The sequence below is a fragment of the Metasolibacillus sp. genome, assembly GCF_025291715.1.
Taxonomy (GTDB): Bacteria; Bacillota; Bacilli; order Bacillales_A; family Planococcaceae; genus Metasolibacillus; species Metasolibacillus louembei.
On sequence record NZ_JAMBIZ010000016.1, the window covers coordinates 45298 to 64389 of the forward strand.

The 19092-nt window shown below is 37.4% G+C and carries 16 protein-coding genes; 9 read left to right on the forward strand and 7 right to left on the reverse strand.

The annotated features are described in order from the left end of the window. The first annotated feature begins 36 nt into the window (after positions 1–36). Both M3Z76_RS11550 and M3Z76_RS11555 read left to right on the forward strand, forming a co-directional pair. The gene (locus tag M3Z76_RS11550; protein ID WP_293927056.1) at positions 37–180 is read left to right on the forward strand and encodes an NUDIX hydrolase; all 144 of its coding nucleotides are present in this window, start codon (positions 37–39) and stop codon (positions 178–180) included. 139 nt (positions 181–319) lie between these two features. After that, the gene (locus M3Z76_RS11555; protein ID WP_293927154.1) at positions 320–640 is read left to right on the forward strand and encodes an NUDIX hydrolase; all 321 of its coding nucleotides are present in this window, start codon (positions 320–322) and stop codon (positions 638–640) included. 108 nt (positions 641–748) lie between these two features. Here M3Z76_RS11555 and thrS read toward each other — a convergent pair whose 3' ends face one another. Continuing rightward, on the reverse strand, positions 749–2659 hold the full coding sequence (gene thrS, locus M3Z76_RS11560) for a threonine--tRNA ligase (RefSeq protein ID WP_293927059.1): 1911 nt from the start codon (positions 2657–2659) through the stop codon (positions 749–751). A gap of 333 nt (positions 2660–2992) precedes the next feature. Then, positions 2993–3313 (reverse strand): DUF4279 domain-containing protein, encoded by a 321-nt coding sequence (locus M3Z76_RS11565; protein ID WP_363319883.1) that lies wholly within the window; start codon positions 3311–3313, stop codon positions 2993–2995. 190 nt (positions 3314–3503) lie between these two features. On the opposite strand from M3Z76_RS11565, the gene M3Z76_RS11570 reads away from it, so the two are divergent. Together M3Z76_RS11570 and M3Z76_RS11575 are read left to right on the forward strand one after the other, a co-directional pair. Next, entirely contained in the window at positions 3504–4232 is a 729-nt protein-coding gene (locus M3Z76_RS11570; RefSeq protein ID WP_293927062.1) for a DUF2087 domain-containing protein, read from the forward strand. A gap of 315 nt (positions 4233–4547) precedes the next feature. Then, positions 4548–5435, forward strand: a complete 888-nt coding sequence (locus tag M3Z76_RS11575) for a glycine betaine ABC transporter substrate-binding protein (protein WP_293927065.1) — start codon at positions 4548–4550, stop codon at positions 5433–5435. 108 nt (positions 5436–5543) lie between these two features. On the opposite strand, the gene M3Z76_RS11580 is transcribed toward M3Z76_RS11575, so the two are convergent. Continuing rightward, the gene (locus M3Z76_RS11580; protein WP_293927073.1) at positions 5544–6404 is read right to left on the reverse strand and encodes an AraC family transcriptional regulator; all 861 of its coding nucleotides are present in this window, start codon (positions 6402–6404) and stop codon (positions 5544–5546) included. 94 nt (positions 6405–6498) lie between these two features. On the opposite strand from M3Z76_RS11580, the gene M3Z76_RS11585 reads away from it, so the two are divergent. Genes M3Z76_RS11585 through M3Z76_RS11595 form a run of 3 tightly spaced genes read left to right on the forward strand, consistent with a single transcriptional unit; the run spans position 6499 to position 8708 of the window. After that, positions 6499–7080, forward strand: coding sequence for a hypothetical protein (locus M3Z76_RS11585; RefSeq protein ID WP_293927076.1), 582 nt, complete (start codon positions 6499–6501; stop codon positions 7078–7080). Positions 7081–7114: 34 nt separating this feature from the next. Further along, positions 7115–7819: a tubby C-terminal domain-like protein gene (locus M3Z76_RS11590; protein WP_293927079.1), complete on the forward strand. Its 705-nt coding sequence runs from the start codon at positions 7115–7117 to the stop codon at positions 7817–7819. 19 nt (positions 7820–7838) lie between these two features. Further along, positions 7839–8708 carry a GNAT family N-acetyltransferase gene (locus M3Z76_RS11595; protein WP_293927082.1) on the forward strand — a complete coding sequence of 290 codons (870 nt, stop codon included), beginning with the start codon at positions 7839–7841 and terminating at the stop codon, positions 8706–8708. 43 nt (positions 8709–8751) lie between these two features. On the opposite strand, the gene M3Z76_RS11600 is transcribed toward M3Z76_RS11595, so the two are convergent. The 3 genes from M3Z76_RS11600 to M3Z76_RS11610 all read right to left on the reverse strand — a co-directional run bounded on the left by M3Z76_RS11600 (position 8752) and on the right by M3Z76_RS11610 (position 11817). Beyond that, positions 8752–10353, reverse strand: coding sequence for a Na/Pi cotransporter family protein (locus M3Z76_RS11600; RefSeq protein WP_293927160.1), 1602 nt, complete (start codon positions 10351–10353; stop codon positions 8752–8754). Between the two features lie 214 nt (positions 10354–10567). After that, positions 10568–11500 carry a bile acid:sodium symporter family protein gene (locus M3Z76_RS11605; RefSeq protein WP_293927085.1) on the reverse strand — a complete coding sequence of 311 codons (933 nt, stop codon included), beginning with the start codon at positions 11498–11500 and terminating at the stop codon, positions 10568–10570. A gap of 104 nt (positions 11501–11604) precedes the next feature. Next, a complete protein-coding gene (locus tag M3Z76_RS11610; protein ID WP_293927089.1) occupies positions 11605–11817 on the reverse strand; it encodes a hypothetical protein in 213 nt (70 codons plus the stop codon). Between the two features lie 155 nt (positions 11818–11972). Here M3Z76_RS11610 and M3Z76_RS11615 point away from each other — a divergent pair, with 155 nt between their 5' ends. After that, entirely contained in the window at positions 11973–12830 is an 858-nt protein-coding gene (locus M3Z76_RS11615; protein WP_293927092.1) for a helix-turn-helix transcriptional regulator, read from the forward strand. Between the two features lie 9 nt (positions 12831–12839). Beyond that, positions 12840–13967 (forward strand): DUF418 domain-containing protein, encoded by a 1128-nt coding sequence (locus tag M3Z76_RS11620; protein WP_293927095.1) that lies wholly within the window; start codon positions 12840–12842, stop codon positions 13965–13967. A gap of 227 nt (positions 13968–14194) precedes the next feature. Here M3Z76_RS11620 and M3Z76_RS11625 read toward each other — a convergent pair whose 3' ends face one another. Then, positions 14195–19057 carry a DUF4132 domain-containing protein gene (locus M3Z76_RS11625; protein WP_293927098.1) on the reverse strand — a complete coding sequence of 1621 codons (4863 nt, stop codon included), beginning with the start codon at positions 19055–19057 and terminating at the stop codon, positions 14195–14197. Positions 19058–19092 lie beyond the last annotated feature (35 nt).

A 19092-nucleotide genomic window follows, 5' to 3' on the forward strand; every position in this document is an offset into this window, starting at 1 on the left:
TAAAATTGAAGTATAACATGAGAGGGGTGAGATAACATGCATTTTCATATGAGAGTACGTGTAGGAGCAATTATTATAGAAGATAATCAACTGTTATTGACAGAATATAATCATCCAGTGAGAGGTATTGTTTATGATTTACCCGCAGGTGGAACAGAGCCAAACGAATCTCTAACTTGAATCAGCATAAGTTTGGAGACTTATGCTGATTCAAGTTAAGCCTCCGGCGGATGTCACAGATTTTGAAGAGGAATTTTTCGAGTAAACTCGAAAAAATCTGGACGCAATTACGCCAAGGCATAATTGATTTGAAGCAGTTATAAGAGAAGCAAAAGAGGAGGCCTGTGTGGATGTAGAGGTTGGTCCATTAGCCTTTGTCTATGAATATGCACCACATCTTAATTTGAAAAAGTTTGGTGATACGCATACATTAGTAATGATGTTTGAATGTAAACGAAAAGAGGGCTCTATACCAAAGCTTCCTCCAACACCAGATCCACATCAAATAGGAGTGAAATGGCTACCGATAGAAGAGCTACAAAATGTCCAGCTCTATGCGAATATAGGGAATCATATTCAAGAGTACATTATTAATAGAAGGAATATTGATTTGTTGGAAGAGCATAAGCTAGTGTTATAAAATTTCCTAATACAAAAGTAATGATTCGCACACAAGATAGGTGAATTCGCTCAACTATCTTAAAAACAGGGGCTGTCTGCGCATTTTCAGACAGCCCTTCGTTTCGAATCAAGGCAATTGCTTCTTCCCAATCTCTCGTTGAACTTGCTCAATAAACTGTTGAAGTGGTAGCGTTTGTAATACATTATGTGCTCGCACGCTTACCGTTTGCTGTTGCTGTTCTTCATCTCCCAACACAAGAATATACGGGGTTTTTTGTAGCTGGGCATCACGCACCTTGCGACCTAGCTTTTCATTGCGGTTATCTAACGAAACACGGATATTCGCCTCTTGCAACGCTTTTTGCACTTCCAGTACATATGGCTGGTGTGCTTCTGATACCCCAATCAATTGAACTTGCTTTGGTGCAAGCCATAATGGGAACGCACCGCCGAAATGTTCAATTAAAATACCAAGGAAGCGGTCAATCGAACCGAATACAGCGCGGTGGATAATGACAGGGCGCACCTTTTCGTTGTCCGCATTAATATATGTTAAATCAAACTTCTCAGGCATTTGAAAATCGAGCTGCACTGTTGCACATTGATGGCTACGTTTAATAGCATCACGAATATGAATATCAATTTTCGGACCGTAAAATGCACCATCTCCTGCATTAATTTTAAATGAAAAGCCTAACCGTTTTAGCACATTTTCAAGTGCCTTCTCTGCTTGCTCCCATAGGGCAAGCTCACCCATATAATTATCTGGACGTGTTGATAGCTCGATTTCATATTCGAAGCCAAACACCTTATAGACATGGTCGATGATTTTTAAAGTGAGTGCAATTTCGTCTTCGATTTGTTCGGGTGTTGCGAAAATATGTGCATCATCCTGACAAAATGTGCGCACACGTAGCAAGCCATTGAGTGCGCCACTGAATTCATGGCGATGCACTTGCCCGAATTCAGCCATGCGAATCGGTAAATCTCGGTAAGAGTGCAAGTCGTTTTTGTAAATCAGCATATGTCCTGGACAATTCATCGGCTTTAGCGCAAATTTTTGCCCATCCACCTGTGTAAAATACATATTTTCTTTGTAGTGCTGCCAATGCCCTGATTGCTCCCATAAGCGTTGATTCATCATTAACGGTGTACGAACTTCTTGATAATCATATTTTGACTGTAGCTGGCGTAAAAAGCTTTCTAGCTCATTGCGAATAATTTGACCATTTGCTAAATAAAACGGCATGCCTGGTGCTTCCTCAGAAAACATAAATAGCTCTAGCTCTTTTCCGAGCTTGCGATGGTTGCGTTTTTCCGCTTCCTCTACAAAGATGAAATAATCCTGCATTTGTTCCTTTGTTGCAAAAGCAACGCCATAAATACGCTGTAGCATTTGATTGTTACTATCACCACGCCAATACGCACCAGAAATATTCATCAATTTAAAATACTGAATTTTATTTGTAGATGGCACATGTGGCCCTCTACATAAATCATAAAATTCTCCTTGCTCATAAACTGTTACGAGTTCATCTTCAGGGATTGCTTCTAGCAGCTCTAACTTTAAGGCATCATGTGCGAATAGCTGCTGTGCCTCAGCACGCGAGACTTCCTTGCGAATGACTGTGAAGTTTTCACTCGCAATTTTCCTCATTTCACGTTCGATTATAGTTAAATCCTCAGGCACTAATGTATGAGCCATTTCAATATCATAATAAAAGCCATTTTCAATGACAGGGCCAACTCCGAATTTGGCATCTGGATACAAGCGTTTCACTGCCTGTGCTAATAAATGTGCGGCAGAATGACGAATAACCTGTAAGCCTTGCTCTGACAGCGCATCATAAAGCGAAATTTCGGCATCCCCTAGAATTGGTCGTGTCAAATCGGTTGTCGTCGTGTTTACACTGCCTACTATCGATTTTTTCGCTAAGCTTGGGCTGATTGCCTTTGCAATATCGGTTAGCGTAACACCTTTGGCAAAGCGTTTTTGCTCGCCATTTGGAAATTGAATTGTTACTTGTTGATTTGACATATTACCTCTCCTTTTTTGTATTTTGGTAAACAAAAAGCACATATTCGTCCTCAAAAGGGACGAATATGTGCTGTATACCCGTGGTTCCACCCAAATTCCTACTTATGCTTGCACATTAGTAGCTCATTGATACAGATAACGCCTGTAAACGTCGCTAGTTTCCTAGCGCAGCTCTAAGGGAGTAAATCATTTTGTCCAATCAGGAAACTTTCAGTCGGTGATTTCCTTCCCTGTCGATCTTCTCAAAAATGACTCATATCCTTTTCATTGCCTTTTCTTTAGAAATTAGTTCTCAATTTATCGCAAAATTTAAACGTTGTCAATAAGGGATTTTCATTTTTCAGTGTCATCGGGACATGAGCAATACATATCAATATCTAAAAAAGCATGAATTGAAGCAGCAAATGCACTGAACTCAGGGTAAATGACTAAGCCTGGTGTAAAGCCTTCTTCCATCATAATGACAAGCTCTAAATGAACATCTAAATTGAGCTTAGTCTTTAACTTGTTAATGATATCAGCCTTTGCTTGAAAGATATTTAACAGAGGACGCAACACATCTTCAGAATCGAGTGTTTCGATGTGTTCTGTTTCATATTTCCAGCAAGTATATGTACGTTTATGAGGGTGATTTGGAAGAATTGCATCACCTATTTTTCATGTAGCAGTAGGCTGAATATTCAATTGCTCAGTAACTGTAGCAATTGGGAAATCATCATTACCACTAAATTTAATATAAGCATACAGTGATATTTTTTTATGAATAACTCATTTTAGTAAACTTTATTTTGTTTTGTTTACAAATAAATAAACTTAATATAAAATGTTTTGTGAGGTGAGAGTTGTGGATTTTCAAAATATAACGGTTGATGCATTAATGAAAGGCTATCAATTAACGGAAGGGCAGTATCAATGCCTACATTGCGAGCAAGCATTTGCCATACATGAAGTATATCCATTTCAAAATAGATTTTTAACGGCTGAAGGGATGGCACAGGAGCATATTCAGCAGGTACATGGCTCAGCTTTTCACGCACTTTTACAAATGGATAAGAAAACGAGCGGTTTATCTGAGGTGCAGCAGGAAATGTTACAGCATTTTTATGAGGGCTTATCAGACAAAGAGATTGCAGTAGAGAGCAGTGTCAACAATATTTCGACAGTGCGCCAGCATCGCTTTAAACTGCGTGAAAAAGAGAAACAGGCAAAGGTGTTTCTTGCTTTAATGCAGCTACTGGTAGAGCCAAATCACTATAAGATTCATAAGGGGGCAACACAGGTGGATGAGCGTTACGGTATTGAGGAGCAGGAGCGCGAAAAAGTGCTACAAAACTATTTTAAACAAGGGTTAGATGGAAGCATTGAAACCATTCCAAGCAAGGAGAAGCGAAAGCTCATTATTTTACAGCATATTTTGCAGCGCTTTACAGCAGGACAAGTGTATACGGAGAAAGAAGTAAATGAAATTTTAAAAACAGTACATGCTGACTTTGTGACATTAAGACGTTATTTAATTGAATATGGCTTTATGGAGCGAAATACAGATGGCTCGTTTTATTGGGTGAAAGAGTAGAGAATAGGTAATTCTCTGCTTTTTTTTTAGAAAAAAGCAGTAATATATTTCATTATGTAAATCAATATAGCGATAAGCACAATATATTTCAAAATAGTAAATGACACTTTTAAAATGCCACTAATAATGAACAGTATAATTAAAAGAGTCATAAAAGAAATGACAAAGCTCAAAATGCAACCTCCTTATACATATAATATGCAATTGCTGAGATAAATGATTCACTGCGTAAGTAACAACTTATATTTATTTATGAGTTGTTACTTTATTTTATATATGTTATCCTTGAAAACAAGTTATTCAAGGAGGGTTTTTATGCGTTTTAAAAAAGCGAGTATTTTTTCAGTATTGTCACTTTCACTATTATTAGTCGGATGTGGGAATAATGATGCCACACAAGAGGCTAGCAGCGTAAGTGAAGCAGTAAACTATACAATTACGGGAATTGAACCAGGTGCTGGTATTATGGAATCCACACGTAATGTATTAGACGAATATGAAAATTTAGCAGGCTGGGATATGGAAGAAAGCTCAACAGCAGGGATGATTGCTGTTTTAGATGATGCGATTAAAAATGAAAAGCCGATTGTAGTCACAGGTTGGACACCACATTGGATGTTTGAGGACTATGATTTGAAGTTTTTAGATGATCCAAAAAATGTTTATGGTGGGGTTGAGCGTATTCATACATTAGCAAGACTTGACTTTGAGGACGATATGCCCAACGCCTATAAAATTTTAGATGCATTTCATTGGGAGTTAGAGGATATGCAAGCTGTTATAGCTGAAGGAGAAGAGACTTCCTTTGAGGAAGCTGCTGAAAATTGGGTAGCGAATAATGAAGATAAAGTAAATTCATGGCTAGAAGGGACTGAACAAGGCAACGGTGAGGAAATCCGCCTTGTTTCTGTACCGTGGGAGTCTGAAATGGCTTCATCGAATGTTGTCAAAACAGTATTAACGCAACAAGGCTACAATGTTACATTAACAGAAGTTGATCCAGCTGTTATGTTCCAAGCAGTTGCGACAGATGCAGCAGATGTCACAGTTGCACCATGGTTACCAACAACACATCAAGCCTTTTATGAAAGCTATGAAGGGAATTTTGTTGATTTAGGTGAAAATATGACAGGTGCCCGTTCAGGTTTAGTCGTTCCAGCATATGTAGACATTGATTCAATCGAAGATTTTGAGCCAAAATAATGAAAAGCTGACGGGCGTAACCCCGTCAGCTTTTTAGTATACTTCATTCTAAAGTGTCAGGCACAAACACAATTTATAAAAATTCGAAAACATGTATACCTTGTTTGATTATTTTTCCTTCACCGCAACCCACACCTCACTATAAACATTGTCAGCAGGGTCATCGTAGCGCGTGAAGGAAATCACTGGCTCGCTTAACAGCTCATAATTTGATGATGGCAGCCACACAGCATAAATATTGGCATACGTTTGTTGTAATGTAGCAGGAAATGGTCCGCTATTTGGGAAGATTGCCCATGTATTTTCTTTTATTGTGAGTTGTTCTAAGTCATCATATGGATTTTCCTTCGTCGTTGCAAAGCCAATCATATGTGTTAAATTTCCTTTTTCCTCTAAGTGACCTTCATCAAAATGATAAGAGGCATTTAACACTTGATGTGGGTATAAATCGCCTAGCTCATGCATCTCTGCTCTTTGGTGTTCTGTAATTGATTTTGCTAATTCAATAATGGCATTATTTTCACCCTCAAATTGAATTGGTACTCTTTTTGTGACACCGACTAAATTAAATTTTGCTTTCTTTTCAATTTTGAATTCCATTGAAATACCTCCTTTAATATCAATAAAAAATAAAAACTTCGGAAATGTTTTTTGGATTTTATTTTTCACTACTTCTGAGGGCAAAAATCCACTCCATTCACGAAATGCTCTTGAAAATCCATCGACAGACTGATAGCCATATTTAAAGGCAATATCTGTCACCTTTGCGCCATTGACCAGCTCACTATTTGCACAGGATAATCGTCTATTTTTGATATACTCTGTCAAGGACATGTCTGCCATATAAGAAAACATTCTGCGAAAATGATAGTCGGATAATCCAACAATTTGTGAAATTGTCTCACCCGAAATGCTTTCTGTTAAATGCTCCTCGATATAATCCATTAACTGATTAAATTGCTGTAGCATTGCTTTCCCTCCCTTGTATAGTTATCATAACGAATAACGACCATCACTACTCGATATTTTTACAACGGAAATTATCGAAGAGAGGAGCTCAAAAATGTTTACAAATGGACAATTAAAACAGCTGATTCAAGGTGAGGTAATTGGAGAGATCTTTCCTTACAATACAACGGATGAGCAATCCATTTTCAGCTATTTAAAGAGAATTAAAGCAGAGCTAGAGAAGTCTCAGAAAATAGTTTGTGAGCAAGAGCCACTGCATTTTGGGAGTGGCTATGCATCGTATATGCGATGGTTTGTATACGAAAAGAGTACAGTTATACAAACAGAGCTTGGAAACAGTGTAGTGCAAGAAGAGAAAGAGGGCCTTATTGTACAAATTAGTATGCTTGCACCTGTTGTTTTAATTGGCACTGGGAACAAATCGGATAACTATTTAGAAGGAAAATGGTTGAGTGGTGGAGGGACTTTTTTAGCTACTCCACAGGAGCTGCTAATTCCACCACATTTAAACGAGCTATATGAAGGCTTACAGCGTCTTTTTATGAAATATAATTATACAATTTTGCATAAGGAAGATGTGGAAAAGCCCCTCCCTTTTAAAGCAAATATTGCAACGATTTTGAGAGAGCCGAGAGAATATTTAATATGGGATGCGATTTTTTATTGGGAGGATTAATGGATGAAATTTCTAATAACTAGAGGTGAAAAACATGTACCATTTAATTTTGCTTTTTGTATTAGTGCAATTGGCAATTCTCGCTAGATATTTAGTTTATGGATTATTTAGCATGACTGCATTTGTCTCCACTTTTCTTTTGCTGATTGCAGCACTATGCATTTGCTTTTTGAGTAAATGGCTTGCACAAAAGGAAGAGAATTATCAGCCTAATAATATAGCGGGCTGGTCATTTTATGAGCGGCAGACCACCATTTTGACTAACAAGCCTTTATTCAAAGGGAATGTTAAACGGGGATATATAAGGCGTTATTTTGAAAAGAAGTGGCAGCGAATTGTCGCTGATATTGTAGGCTCAAACTGGTATTTAACATTGGAGCTACAACTAGATAAGGACAATTATATTGTGCGCTGGAAATCTAAAAACCGCTCGTTGACACAAGAGCATTGGGAAATATACAAAAATGGTGTGGTCATTGGTCAGGCATATGCACGCATAAATATAAAGAATACTGTAAAATTAAAGGAGATGATGGAATTGACATTTGCTGATAAAACATTCACTACTTCAGTAGCAACTGTTTCATCAGCTATTGCATTACAGGGTACGCCAGGTACAGTAGGAACAATGAAGCGTAATCATATAATCAGCAATGTCCATGTATTGGATGTGCAAGAGGACTGTCCCACACATATCGTTGCGCTTATGTTGCACGCATATTATTTTAAAAGTAAGTAATACATAGGAGGAACTGTACTTGGCAAACTATGAATTTATTAAAGATTACTGTCATAATGAAAGCATAAGAGAGAGCTTTAACGAGCTAGCGATGAAAATATTTGAGCTTGATTTTAGACCTTGGTATGAACGAGGCTACTGGAATGAGCAATATGTGCCATATTCATTTATTGACAATGGAAAAGTGATTGCAAATGCTTCTATTAATAAAATGACAGTTGTAATTGATGGAGAAAAATATAGTGCTATTCAAATTGGCACAGTCATGACAGACGAAAGCTATCGCAGCCAAGGCTTATCGCGAAAACTGATGCAGCATGTTATGGATGAATATGAAGCGCAATGCGATTTTATGTTTCTATTTGCAAATGAAACGGTACTGGATTTTTATCCGAAATTTGGCTTTACACGCATTGATGAAAGTGAGTTTAGCTTAGATTTAGAGAAGAATCCTATTGAAGTGAGAGATACGAAACTCAAGCAATTAACGATTGAAAATGATAGTGCCTTGCTCGAAAAATTTGCACAAAACCGTTTTATTAATTCAAATATGTTAGATGTGGAAAACAATGCGAACCTGTTAATGTTTTATTTCACAATTCCATTTAAGGAGGCAATCTTTTATATAGAGGATTTAGAAACGATTGTACTAATGGAGGAGGAAGAGGGGACGCTCCATATTTTTGATATTATTGCATTAGATGCACCGAATATGGAAGCGATACTGGCAAGTGTTGTGAAGGTAACGACGAAAAAGGTTATATGCTATTTTACAATGGAAAACATGCCAGCAATAACTAAGCCAAATGATGATGATGCTTTATTTGTTTTCTCGAAAAAGCCGTTGTTGATGGGGAATTTCATGTTTCCATTGACAGGGCATTGCTAATAATAAAAAACAAGCTGTTGGGATTTTTCCCAACAGCCTGTTTTTAAGCAAGAACCGTTTCAGCTATGTTTGAAGCATGATCGCCAATTCGCTCTAAGTTGCTTACGATATCTGCGAAGACAATGCCTGCTGAACCAGAGCAAGTGCCTTCATTTAATCGCTTAATATGAAGTTTACGTAAACGGCGCTCCATATTATCAATTTCATTTTCATGATCAATCACTTGCTTTGCTAAATTGATATCCCGTTTATCTAAACATTCAATTGTCATTTTGACCGTATCCATTGTGTATGCAAACATTTCCTCTAGCTCTTGTAATGCCTGTGCACTTAAACGTACACGGTTGCTCTCTCGATATTGTAATAATTCCACAATATTTTCGACATGGTCACCAATTCGTTCAATATCACGAATATTTTCAAATAGCGCATGATGCACTTGAGAATCGTGGCTTGATAAAGGTTGTTTCGATAGCTCCACCAAATACTCTGTTGATTTGCGATCTAAGTTATTAATAGCTTCCTCTAATTGTGCCACTTTATCAGTGGATTTCATATTCGCTGTTTTTAACATTGTTAACGTTTCTTCTAAACCTTGAATGCTATATTCACCCATGCGAACAACTTCCATTTTAGCTTGTCCAAGCGCAACAGATGGTGATTTTGCAATTAAGTTTTTATCTAAAAATTTAGGTGAGTGCTCAATTATTGAATCTTCACCAGGAATTAATTTTGTTACAAAATATGCCCAAGCACCAACAAATGGTAGCTGAACGATTGTATTGGCTACATTAAAAGTTCCATGTGCAAACGCAATTTGCATTTTAGGATCTAAATTCAGTACCCCAGAAATCCATTCTACATAATTTGTGAACAACCCTAATAAAAGCATAAAAATAATGGTCCCAACAACATTAAATAGTACATGTGTAGCAGCCGCTCGTCTAGCTGCAACAGAAGCACCTAAAGCAGCTAAAATCGCGGTAATTGTTGTTCCAATATTATCTCCAAATAAAACAGGAAGAGCGCCTTGTAAAGGAATTAGCCCTTCAGCATATAAGCCTTGTAAAATACCTACTGTTGCGGAGGATGATTGTACAATTAATGTGAAAATTGTTCCGACAACTACTCCTAAAATTGGGATATCCGCCATTTGTACAGTTAAATCTAAAAATGGCTGCCAATCGCGAAGTGGCTTCATCCCACCACTCATTAGCTCCAAGCCAACAAATAGTCCTCCGAACCCAAAAAGGACTTGTCCAATATTTTGAACCGTATTTTTCTTAAAGAAAAATAAACAAACAGCTCCTAATGCCATAATAGGGTATGCGTAGGCACCAACATCGATACCAATAATAAATGCTGTGACAGTTGTTCCAATATTTGCCCCCATAATAACGCCAATTGCTTGACGTAGCTTCATAAGGCCGGCACTCACTAAACCTACTGTAATAACAGTTGTCCCAGAGCTAGATTGAATAAGAACTGTGACAGCAATCCCAACAAGCACACCCATTAATGGATTTGTTGTGAATTTATCTAAAATATCACGTAGACGGTCACCTGCTGCTTTTTGCAAGCCATCCCCCATATATTTTATCGCAAATAAAAATAACCCGAGACCTCCAAGAAATTGAAAAATCATTTCTTGTATATTAATTGTCAATTGATGACACCCTTTCTTTATATAGTAGCTCGTCTATATTATTCAGAAGTTTTAACTAGGTGTATATACAGTTTACAATCAATTAAATAAAAATTTACACTACCTTTACAATAGCTTTAAAAATTCGACATAAATTAAGCCAATGTTATTCTACAGTATGTAAAATTTCATTGGCTTTCATTCATTCATTCATTTATTTACGCTCCGCTTTTCTTGCCCAATAGGTAGCAAGAAGAGCTCCTGAAACATTGTGCCAAAAGCTGAAAATAGCGCTAGGTACAGCAGCTAATGGGCTGAAATGGGCCGTTGCTAAAGCAGCACCTAATCCTGAGTTCTGCATGCCGACTTCAATGGCCATTGCTTTTTGGTCAGCATATGTGAATTTACATAGCTTGCCAACTAAAAAACCTAATAAATAGCCAAGACCATTATGTAAAATGACAACGCCAAAAATGATTAGCCCAGACTCTACAATTTTATCTTTGCTTGTTGAAACGACAGCTGCAACGATAAGTACGATTGCTATAACAGAGATAAGTGGTAACACATCTGCCCCTTTTTGTACTTGTTGCTTAAAGAATGCTTGCACAATAAGACCTAATATAATTGGAATAAGCACAATTTTAATGACAGACATAAACATGTCAGCAGCGGATACTTCCATCCATTCGCTTGCAAGTAGATAAATCAGCGCTGGTGTAGCAATGGGTGCTAACAATGTAGATACAGATGTAATGGCTACTGAAAGTGCTAAGTTTCCTTTTGCTAAAAAAGTCATAACATTTGATGCTGTACCACCAGGACAACAGCCAACTAAAATAACACCAATCGCGATTTCTGGCTCTAGCTGTAGTCCTTTTGCTAAAGCAAAAGCAAGTAATGGCATTAAGATAAATTGGGCCAACACCCCAACTATTACTTTCACAGGCTGCTTCCCAACTTCCTTAAAATCGCTTGCTGAAATGGTCATCCCCATTCCAAACATAATCACTCCAAGTAAAATTGAAATATATGGAGCAATCCATGTAAATTGGTCAGGAAGGAAAAAAGCAAATGCTGCAAACACTAATACCCAAATCGCAAATGTTTTTCCAGCAAATTGACTAACTTTCGCTAATATATTCAAATTAAATACACCTCCGTTAAGAAATAATACCACAAAATGTGTTTAATTTTCTGATTTTTTCGTGAATTATTTCTCCGATAAGGCAATATGCTTTTAATTAATTTTTATTTTTTCGCTAATAGGCTGTTCATTAGCAAGCACCTGTAAATATAAGTCACGATTAACGAAAGAAGCACCTTGATAATGTTTAATGTTTGTACCATTTCCATCACTGTATTATACATAATCGATTTCATCAAGCCACCGTATTGCCCAAGCAATAAAGAAATACCCTGCTCATGTTGTTGTTTGATATAGGCAATAATTTTGTCGTCCATAACGCACCTCACTTCAATCGAACATTTTCCGCGAAAAGCTGTTCACTGTTATATTCGTTTGTTATTGATAAATTTATCATTTTTTTATTTAGCAAATAAAATCAAAAAAGCGATTGTTGATTTTGCTATGCTATTTATGAAGGGAGGGAGCCGCTTTGCATAAAGTGATTAATTATATAGAAGAGCATTTGCATGAGCCATTGGAAATTGAGCGTATCGCCAAGCATGCAGGGTTTTCTAAGTTTCATCTTCATCGGGTTTTTAAAAAATATGTTGGCATGTCCATTGCGGAATATATAAGAATGCGTCGCTTAGCAAGTGCCTCAGCAATGCTGCTATATACGAAGGAAAAAATTATTGATATAGCCTTTCACAATTATTTTGAATCACAGGAGGCTTTTACAAGGGCGTTTAAAAAATATTATCATTTACCCCCAGGGCAATACCGCAAACTGATGTCAATTATGTGGAAAAATAAGGAGGAATCATTTATGGATAAATCAGTAAAAGGTTGGATTTTAAGTGGCTCAGACCTATATAATTATGAAATGGGTGTAGACCATGCAGTTGTACATCAAGGTAAAGCATCAGGTTATTTAAAATCGAAAACGGTTTTAGAAGGGGATAGCTTTGCAACGATGATGCAGCAATTTAAAGCAGACAATTATGTGAACAAGCGCATCCGACTTTCTGGCTTTTTGAAAACAAAGGATGTCGGGCTGTTTTCAAGTATGTGGATGCGAGTGGACAATGCCAATGGGGATACTATACAGTTCGATAATATGAGCAATCGTTCGATAACGGGAACAACGAATTGGAGTTTATATTCCATTGTATTGGATGTGCCTAAAGAAAGCACTGTTATTTCATTTGGCATCATCTTATCAGGACGTGGTCAAGTATGGGTAGATCAATTGACATTTGAAGAAGTAGACGAGAGTGTATTATCTACAAATTTGGAAATTCAATCCGATATATTGGATGAGCCAGTAAATTTATCATTTGAAGAATAGAGGTTTTTAATGAAGAAAAGAATTGAAGTAATTGATGCATTAAGAGGGTTTTCGTTACTTGGTATTTTGATTGCCAATATGCTGCATTTTCAATATGCCAATGTGACATTAGCGGCGATTCAGCCGACAGCATGGATGGATAAAATTGCGTTCTATTTTACGAAGGTTTTTGTGGAAGCTTCGTTTTATCCGATTTTTGGCTTTTTATTTGGCTATGGTGTTATTTTATTTGTTCGTTCACTAGAGAAAAGGGAGTTAAAAACGCGAGGTCCTTTATGGAGACGCGCAATTGGCTTAATTTTATTAGGTCTTTTACATATTACATTCGTTTGGGATGGCGATATTTTACTCATGTATGGCTCGGGTTTACTTATTTTTATGTTATTTATCAAACGTAAAATCAAAACGCTTTTAATATGGGCAGCCCTTTTAGCACTTTGTATGCTACCACTTACGATAGTCAAAACAGACATGATGACACTTATGGCAGCAGATATGGCAACAACACTGGATATTGTAAAAAATGGCTCATATTTAGAGGTTGTTCAAAACCGTATTGCTCCAACGGATGACGTGCCATTGATTTTCTATATGATAGGTTTAATAGTGGCCTTCGTGATGATGGTTGTCCTATCCTTTTTCGCTGTTGGTCCATTTCTTTTACTTGGAATGGCTGCAGCAAAGGTTGACTTCTTTAAGCATATTGCTGACAAGAAGGCATTGCTCAAGCGTTTAATAGTGTTTATTCCGATAGGTTTATTATGTAAATCCTTGCTATTCTTTGACCACTTTGTCGCAAAATTAATGCATGGTGTAGGAGCGTACATGCTCGCAATTGGTTATATGGCACTGTTTGTAATTATTTTTATGTCGGCACAGGAAAGCAAGTATGCACAAAGCTTCGTTAGTTTAGGGCGTCTGTCATTAACAAATTATTTAATGCAATCGCTTATTTGTACGACAATTTTCTATGGTTACGGCTTAGGCTTTTTTGGTGAGCTAGGTGTAGCACTTGGTCTGTTAGTTGCGTTAGTGATTTATTCGCTGCAATTGTACTTAGCGAATTTATATAGTAAACGTTTTTCAATAGGACCAGTGGAATGGGTGCTGCGGAAGTTTGTTTATTTAGGGAAGTAGCACAAAACATTAAAAGAGGGCATTTCATTTGGAACGGAGTGTAAAATGGAGTTGCACTGTAGGCACATGAAAATCAAAGAAGTGCTAGAAACTATAAAATCCATTCACCCATATGAGGAATCGATTATCAATATTATTTTTTTACTAAATGAATAAAGAAAAGGTCATTGGAAAAACAGATACCTATCTGTATTTCCTAATGACCTTTTTATTAAGAGAAGGATATGTTATTTAATCCACTGTAAAATCGAAGGGTCTTTAATTTTGCTGTCTTCGCTTAACAGCACGATTTTCGACATAATTTCTGCTGTGCGTGGGTCTTCGTCAGCAAACGGCAGGAAAATGCGTCCACGATGCTGTGATTGAACAGCTAAAATTGGCATCATTGCGCCACCAACATTATGCACAGTACCACTGCCTAAATGGATGCTATAGCGTGCAAGTGAGCCTTCTATTAATGCATATTGCTTTTCCAGAGTTACTTGTTTTAGCTTCAGCATTTGTGTTAATTCACGTACAATTGCGGCACGTGTTTCAATTGTCGAGAAGCTCGCCTCTGGGTCTACACCACCAACATGCGCTACGCTCACGACTAAATCAACATCGCGCATTGCCTCAGAGAAAATAAGAGGTGGTACGTCCTGTAATAATATTGGCTTACCTGTGCGACGGTTATAAAATGCGACGTATTCAAGCGTTGGTGCTTCGATATCTGCTGGTGAGAACCAATCTGCCATGGCATACATTGTTACAACGATATCTTGGTCATAATAAATTTTGCGCAGTCCTTCATCATAGCTAGCTAACCAGCCACGTGTTTTTAATAGAGCAAGCGTTTTCTGTGGTTGAATTTGATGTCCTGCATAGCGTGAGGAAACATTTTTTTCACTTTCATCTGCATTGACAACATATAACTCACGAAATACTTGCTTGAATGGCTGTACAATCTTTTCTGTGAAAACTTCATGCTGGATTTCAGCCCATCTTTTTGACTCATATAAATCATATGGATGTGCAATGCGCACTTCTGCATCATCATCAAGCTCCACATCTTTAATTAAGCCAATTGTTGCACCGCTAACAATATATAGCTTTTCTAGCATCGGTGCTAAAACAGGATGTGCAAGTAAGTTCTTCATTTCACTAAATGTAAAGATAATTCCCTTTTCCATCGCATCTTCAAATGCTTTGCGTGATCTGCTTTGTTGCTCACGTAATTGCTTACGTACTTCTGTTATTTCCTCGACAATTTTGTTCTTTTTCAGGCGAGCTGGTACAGATTTTAACGGTTTGCCAGCTTTCTCCACAACAAAATTAACAAGACCTTTGTCATCCGCCTGTAAATGTAGTGTAATATCGTCGACAGCAATAGGCTCAAAATACTTTTGAATTGTATCTAATTCGAAAATTTCCATACGCCATATAAAGCGTGTTACATCATCACCTAAGTTACGTGCTAAGTTTTCAGTAGCGATGCGACAAGCTAAGCTCTCACTTGCTTTTCGCTGTGCGCCAAATTGCTTGCTTTCCTGTAAAAATGTTTGAATAAATTGATAGCGCTGATACGCATCTTTCAGTGGATTACGCTTGTTGAGTGGTATAAGACCGATACAACGTAGCTTATCTTTATTACGCTTATCAGCAACTTCCTCCATTAATGGTTTAAGCTTTAAATGACCAAGTGCAGCATCTGCGAACATTTGAGAGCGTCGATGAGTCGCACCCTCTGACATATATTTGGCACTTTCATATAGTTTGTCAAAGCGACTTTTGCCAAGCTCTTTATAGCATTCTAGTAGCCATTCCTTTGCGAAAGCACCATCATGGAATTCAGTTGCTGTAATATTCGTATAAAGTTGAATATGGCTCATGCTTTCATCGCTTAACGTGTCCGTTGTATGTGCACGGAAATACCATGCAGCACTTTCAAGCCCAGCCCAGCCTAAATATTCATTTACAAGCGAAGTATAGGCAGGTGTATACATCATCGCATTTAATAGCTCTTCTTCTGTAATATCATATGCTTTTAATGCTCCTGCTAAATTCTCTACTGTATCTTCAAGTGCTGGTTGACAATGTCTTAGCATACTTGAAAAAACTTCGCGCTTTGTATAGTCACCTGCCCATGCATAGCCACGCACTAATGTGAGACCCTTTAAAGCATGCAAAATACGTGTAAAATCATTTACTCCAACAATCGGCATTAATGAATGATTGGCTAAATGGCTTACTTCAGTACGTAAATCACCTCGACTCAATTCAATATCGATAATACGATTGGCTGATTTATCATATACTTCAGCTAAAAATGGATAGCTAACAACCAATTTTTCACGTTTTTTTGAATTGAATAAATCTGCTGCATGGTATCGATCTTCAAGTGGGTTAAACATTTTTAAATAACAAGCGTCAATCGGTACAAGCCCTAAACTATGTGCACGTGCAATTGCTTCATCATTCGAATATAAAATCGGTAAGTAAGCAGCACCTTGCTTTGTTTCTCGGTTATGCTGTTCATGTAATGTAGTAATTGCTGCACGAAGAGAGAAGAGCTGTATGAATTGTTGCTCTGTATCAAGGTAACGCTCACAAAACCACATTAAACTTCGGTAAAGCGAGTATGTTTCATAAGTATCTTTAGACCATTCAGACTCTATATTAATACGTTTAAACCATTCTGCTGAGAGTTTTTGGAACATCTCGACAAGTGCGCTATGTGCGTAGTTGAAAATTTCTGTATGGTCGTATTCTGTATTGCAGAGCAAGCCGATAATATCGCATATTTTTTTGCTATGTGCTAATGTATTGATCCAATAATTGAAGTCATTGATATTATCGAAATTAATCCATTGTGATAATGTCTCTCTTGCCTCCTCAGTTAAGCCTTGATCCCATGGCTCTTTGCCATAATAACCTTGTTTTGCGAAAAGGATAACCGATAAGCAATCGAGGTTTGTAAATTGTACATCCTCTTTCCACTGTAGCCAAACATCTGCTAAAGGATAGGCGTGTATATGCTCGCCTTCAGTGCCGAAAAGTGGGCTGAAATAGTTACCAAGGATTGCATCATAACTGCTACCATTCCACCCACGTGCCTGATACTCATAGGCAGCGTTTTCCTCAAATAAATCCGATAGACGTCGCAGTTTTGGCTTGAGTTTTTCTATATCAAAGGATGTTATTGCTTGTGTCGCATTGTTAATTGTTATTTTTAGCGGTGGGATAGCTTCTTTAGAGTAATTTGGATTAAAAATACCATAACCACCTGCAAGTGTTTTTTGACTAGTATCTTCCACTAAAACATCAATCAATTCTTGTTCTTTGACAGTAGGCTTAGCGATAAACCCTGTAATTGTGGAGATTTCCTGACTGCTAATATTACTCGCTTTTTTTAATTCTACTAATAGCTCTAATCCACCTAAGCGTAAGTCTTGCTTCGAATTTTTTACTAAACGCTCGGCACTTTCTATTATTTTTGTCGGTGGCTGTGCTATAAGCACTTTAACAAGCGCTTGCTTTGTTGCACCAGATTTTAAATAAAAGAGCTGCTCGACAGCTTCAATTTGCGCATCGTCTAATGGCTCTTTTTGCTCTTTAATCAACTTTAAAGCGAGCTCACGGGTGCCACGCTCCTGTAAACATTCCACTAAAAATGACTTGGCTATAGGCATTTTTAATTTTTCTACTATAAAGCCAAGCAAATTTTCACGTTGATTTGGTGTTAATGCTTCGCGCTTTTCATAAATTTTCATGACATAATCAAGGTCTTTCCAGTAAACAGCTAGCAGCATTGTTCCATTGATTACGTATTCCTTTGTCAATGTGTAATTTACCCATGGAAGCGGCTTACCTTGTAATGTGTGCTCCTGCTTTTTCATCAGCTTAGCTACTTGCTCAAGACGTGTAATGAATGCTTTTGGATAATGCTCAAAGTAATCAGGGTGTATATTGTTATCGTAAAAATGATATTTTGAATACATAGAGATTGGTAAAACATCCTGCATAGCAAGTGTTAAAATATCTAAATCATCATGCTCCATAATTACATCTATAATTGGGAAGCGTAAGTAAAATTCGAGATTTGTTGCATGAGCAAAGTATAAAGCTGACAGTATTTGATGTTTTTTACCTTGGAACAGGTGTTGTAAAGCAGGCTTAATATTTTGCACATCAAGTGTAGCAATTGCCCAGAGTGCCGCATAGTTTTCAATAGCATCTTCTGATTGCAAAAGTGGTTCAATATCCCTTTTCTTCGTTAAAAGGTCATAGGAAATATCAAGCAATTTCTGTATGATTTTTTTATCATCTACAGTGTAGGCTAGACCAACCCATGTTTCTACGGCGCGTTGCACAGAGGAAAAGCGTAATAAATCGTTTTCTTTTACGAGCTTCATAAAGTAAATAAGCACTTGAGGTGTGCCTTTATCTACATTTTCTAAAATAGCTTGACGCGTACCTTCTTGACGTTGGGCAGCAAGCAATAGCTGTCCTAGCCATTCAACGAGCTTCATATTATTGCTGCCAACAATGCTTCGAATTAATTGATGGGATAACATCGCTACATTGTTTTCACCGAAAATAGCTTCATGTACATATTGCACAGCTGCTGTATCATCTTCCGCTAATAATTGAGCAAACTTTGCCTCAACAAAATCCTGTGAAGCGACTGGCTTTTCCTTTTGGTCAACATAAAAATTAACAATACCTCGATAATACCTTGCTTGACAGTGGCTTAGCGTATCAACAACGTTGACATCTTTATTTAGTGTGCCAGCTAGAATCATAGACAAAATGTTACTAGCATGCTGATCAATGGAATCACTATGTGCTGAGCGGCGGTACATACCTTGTTGAAAGGCTTGAGTTACTTGTTTAATGCAATAAACTTTTAGCTCTTCAGCAAAATCCCGATCATAAAGTGTCGTTAAAGCAGCTAAAAGCCCTACATCAAATAATTGCTCAACAGTCGTTAGCTTATGCTCTTTAATTAGTATCTCGAATTTCTCCACATGGTCATATGGATATTCATAGCCTTCCTTTTTTGCTTTTTGCTCGATTGATTGTAAAAACTCCAATAATTGCTCTTTCAAAGGATTTTCCGCCTCTCTTTTCAAAAGTTTTGTGA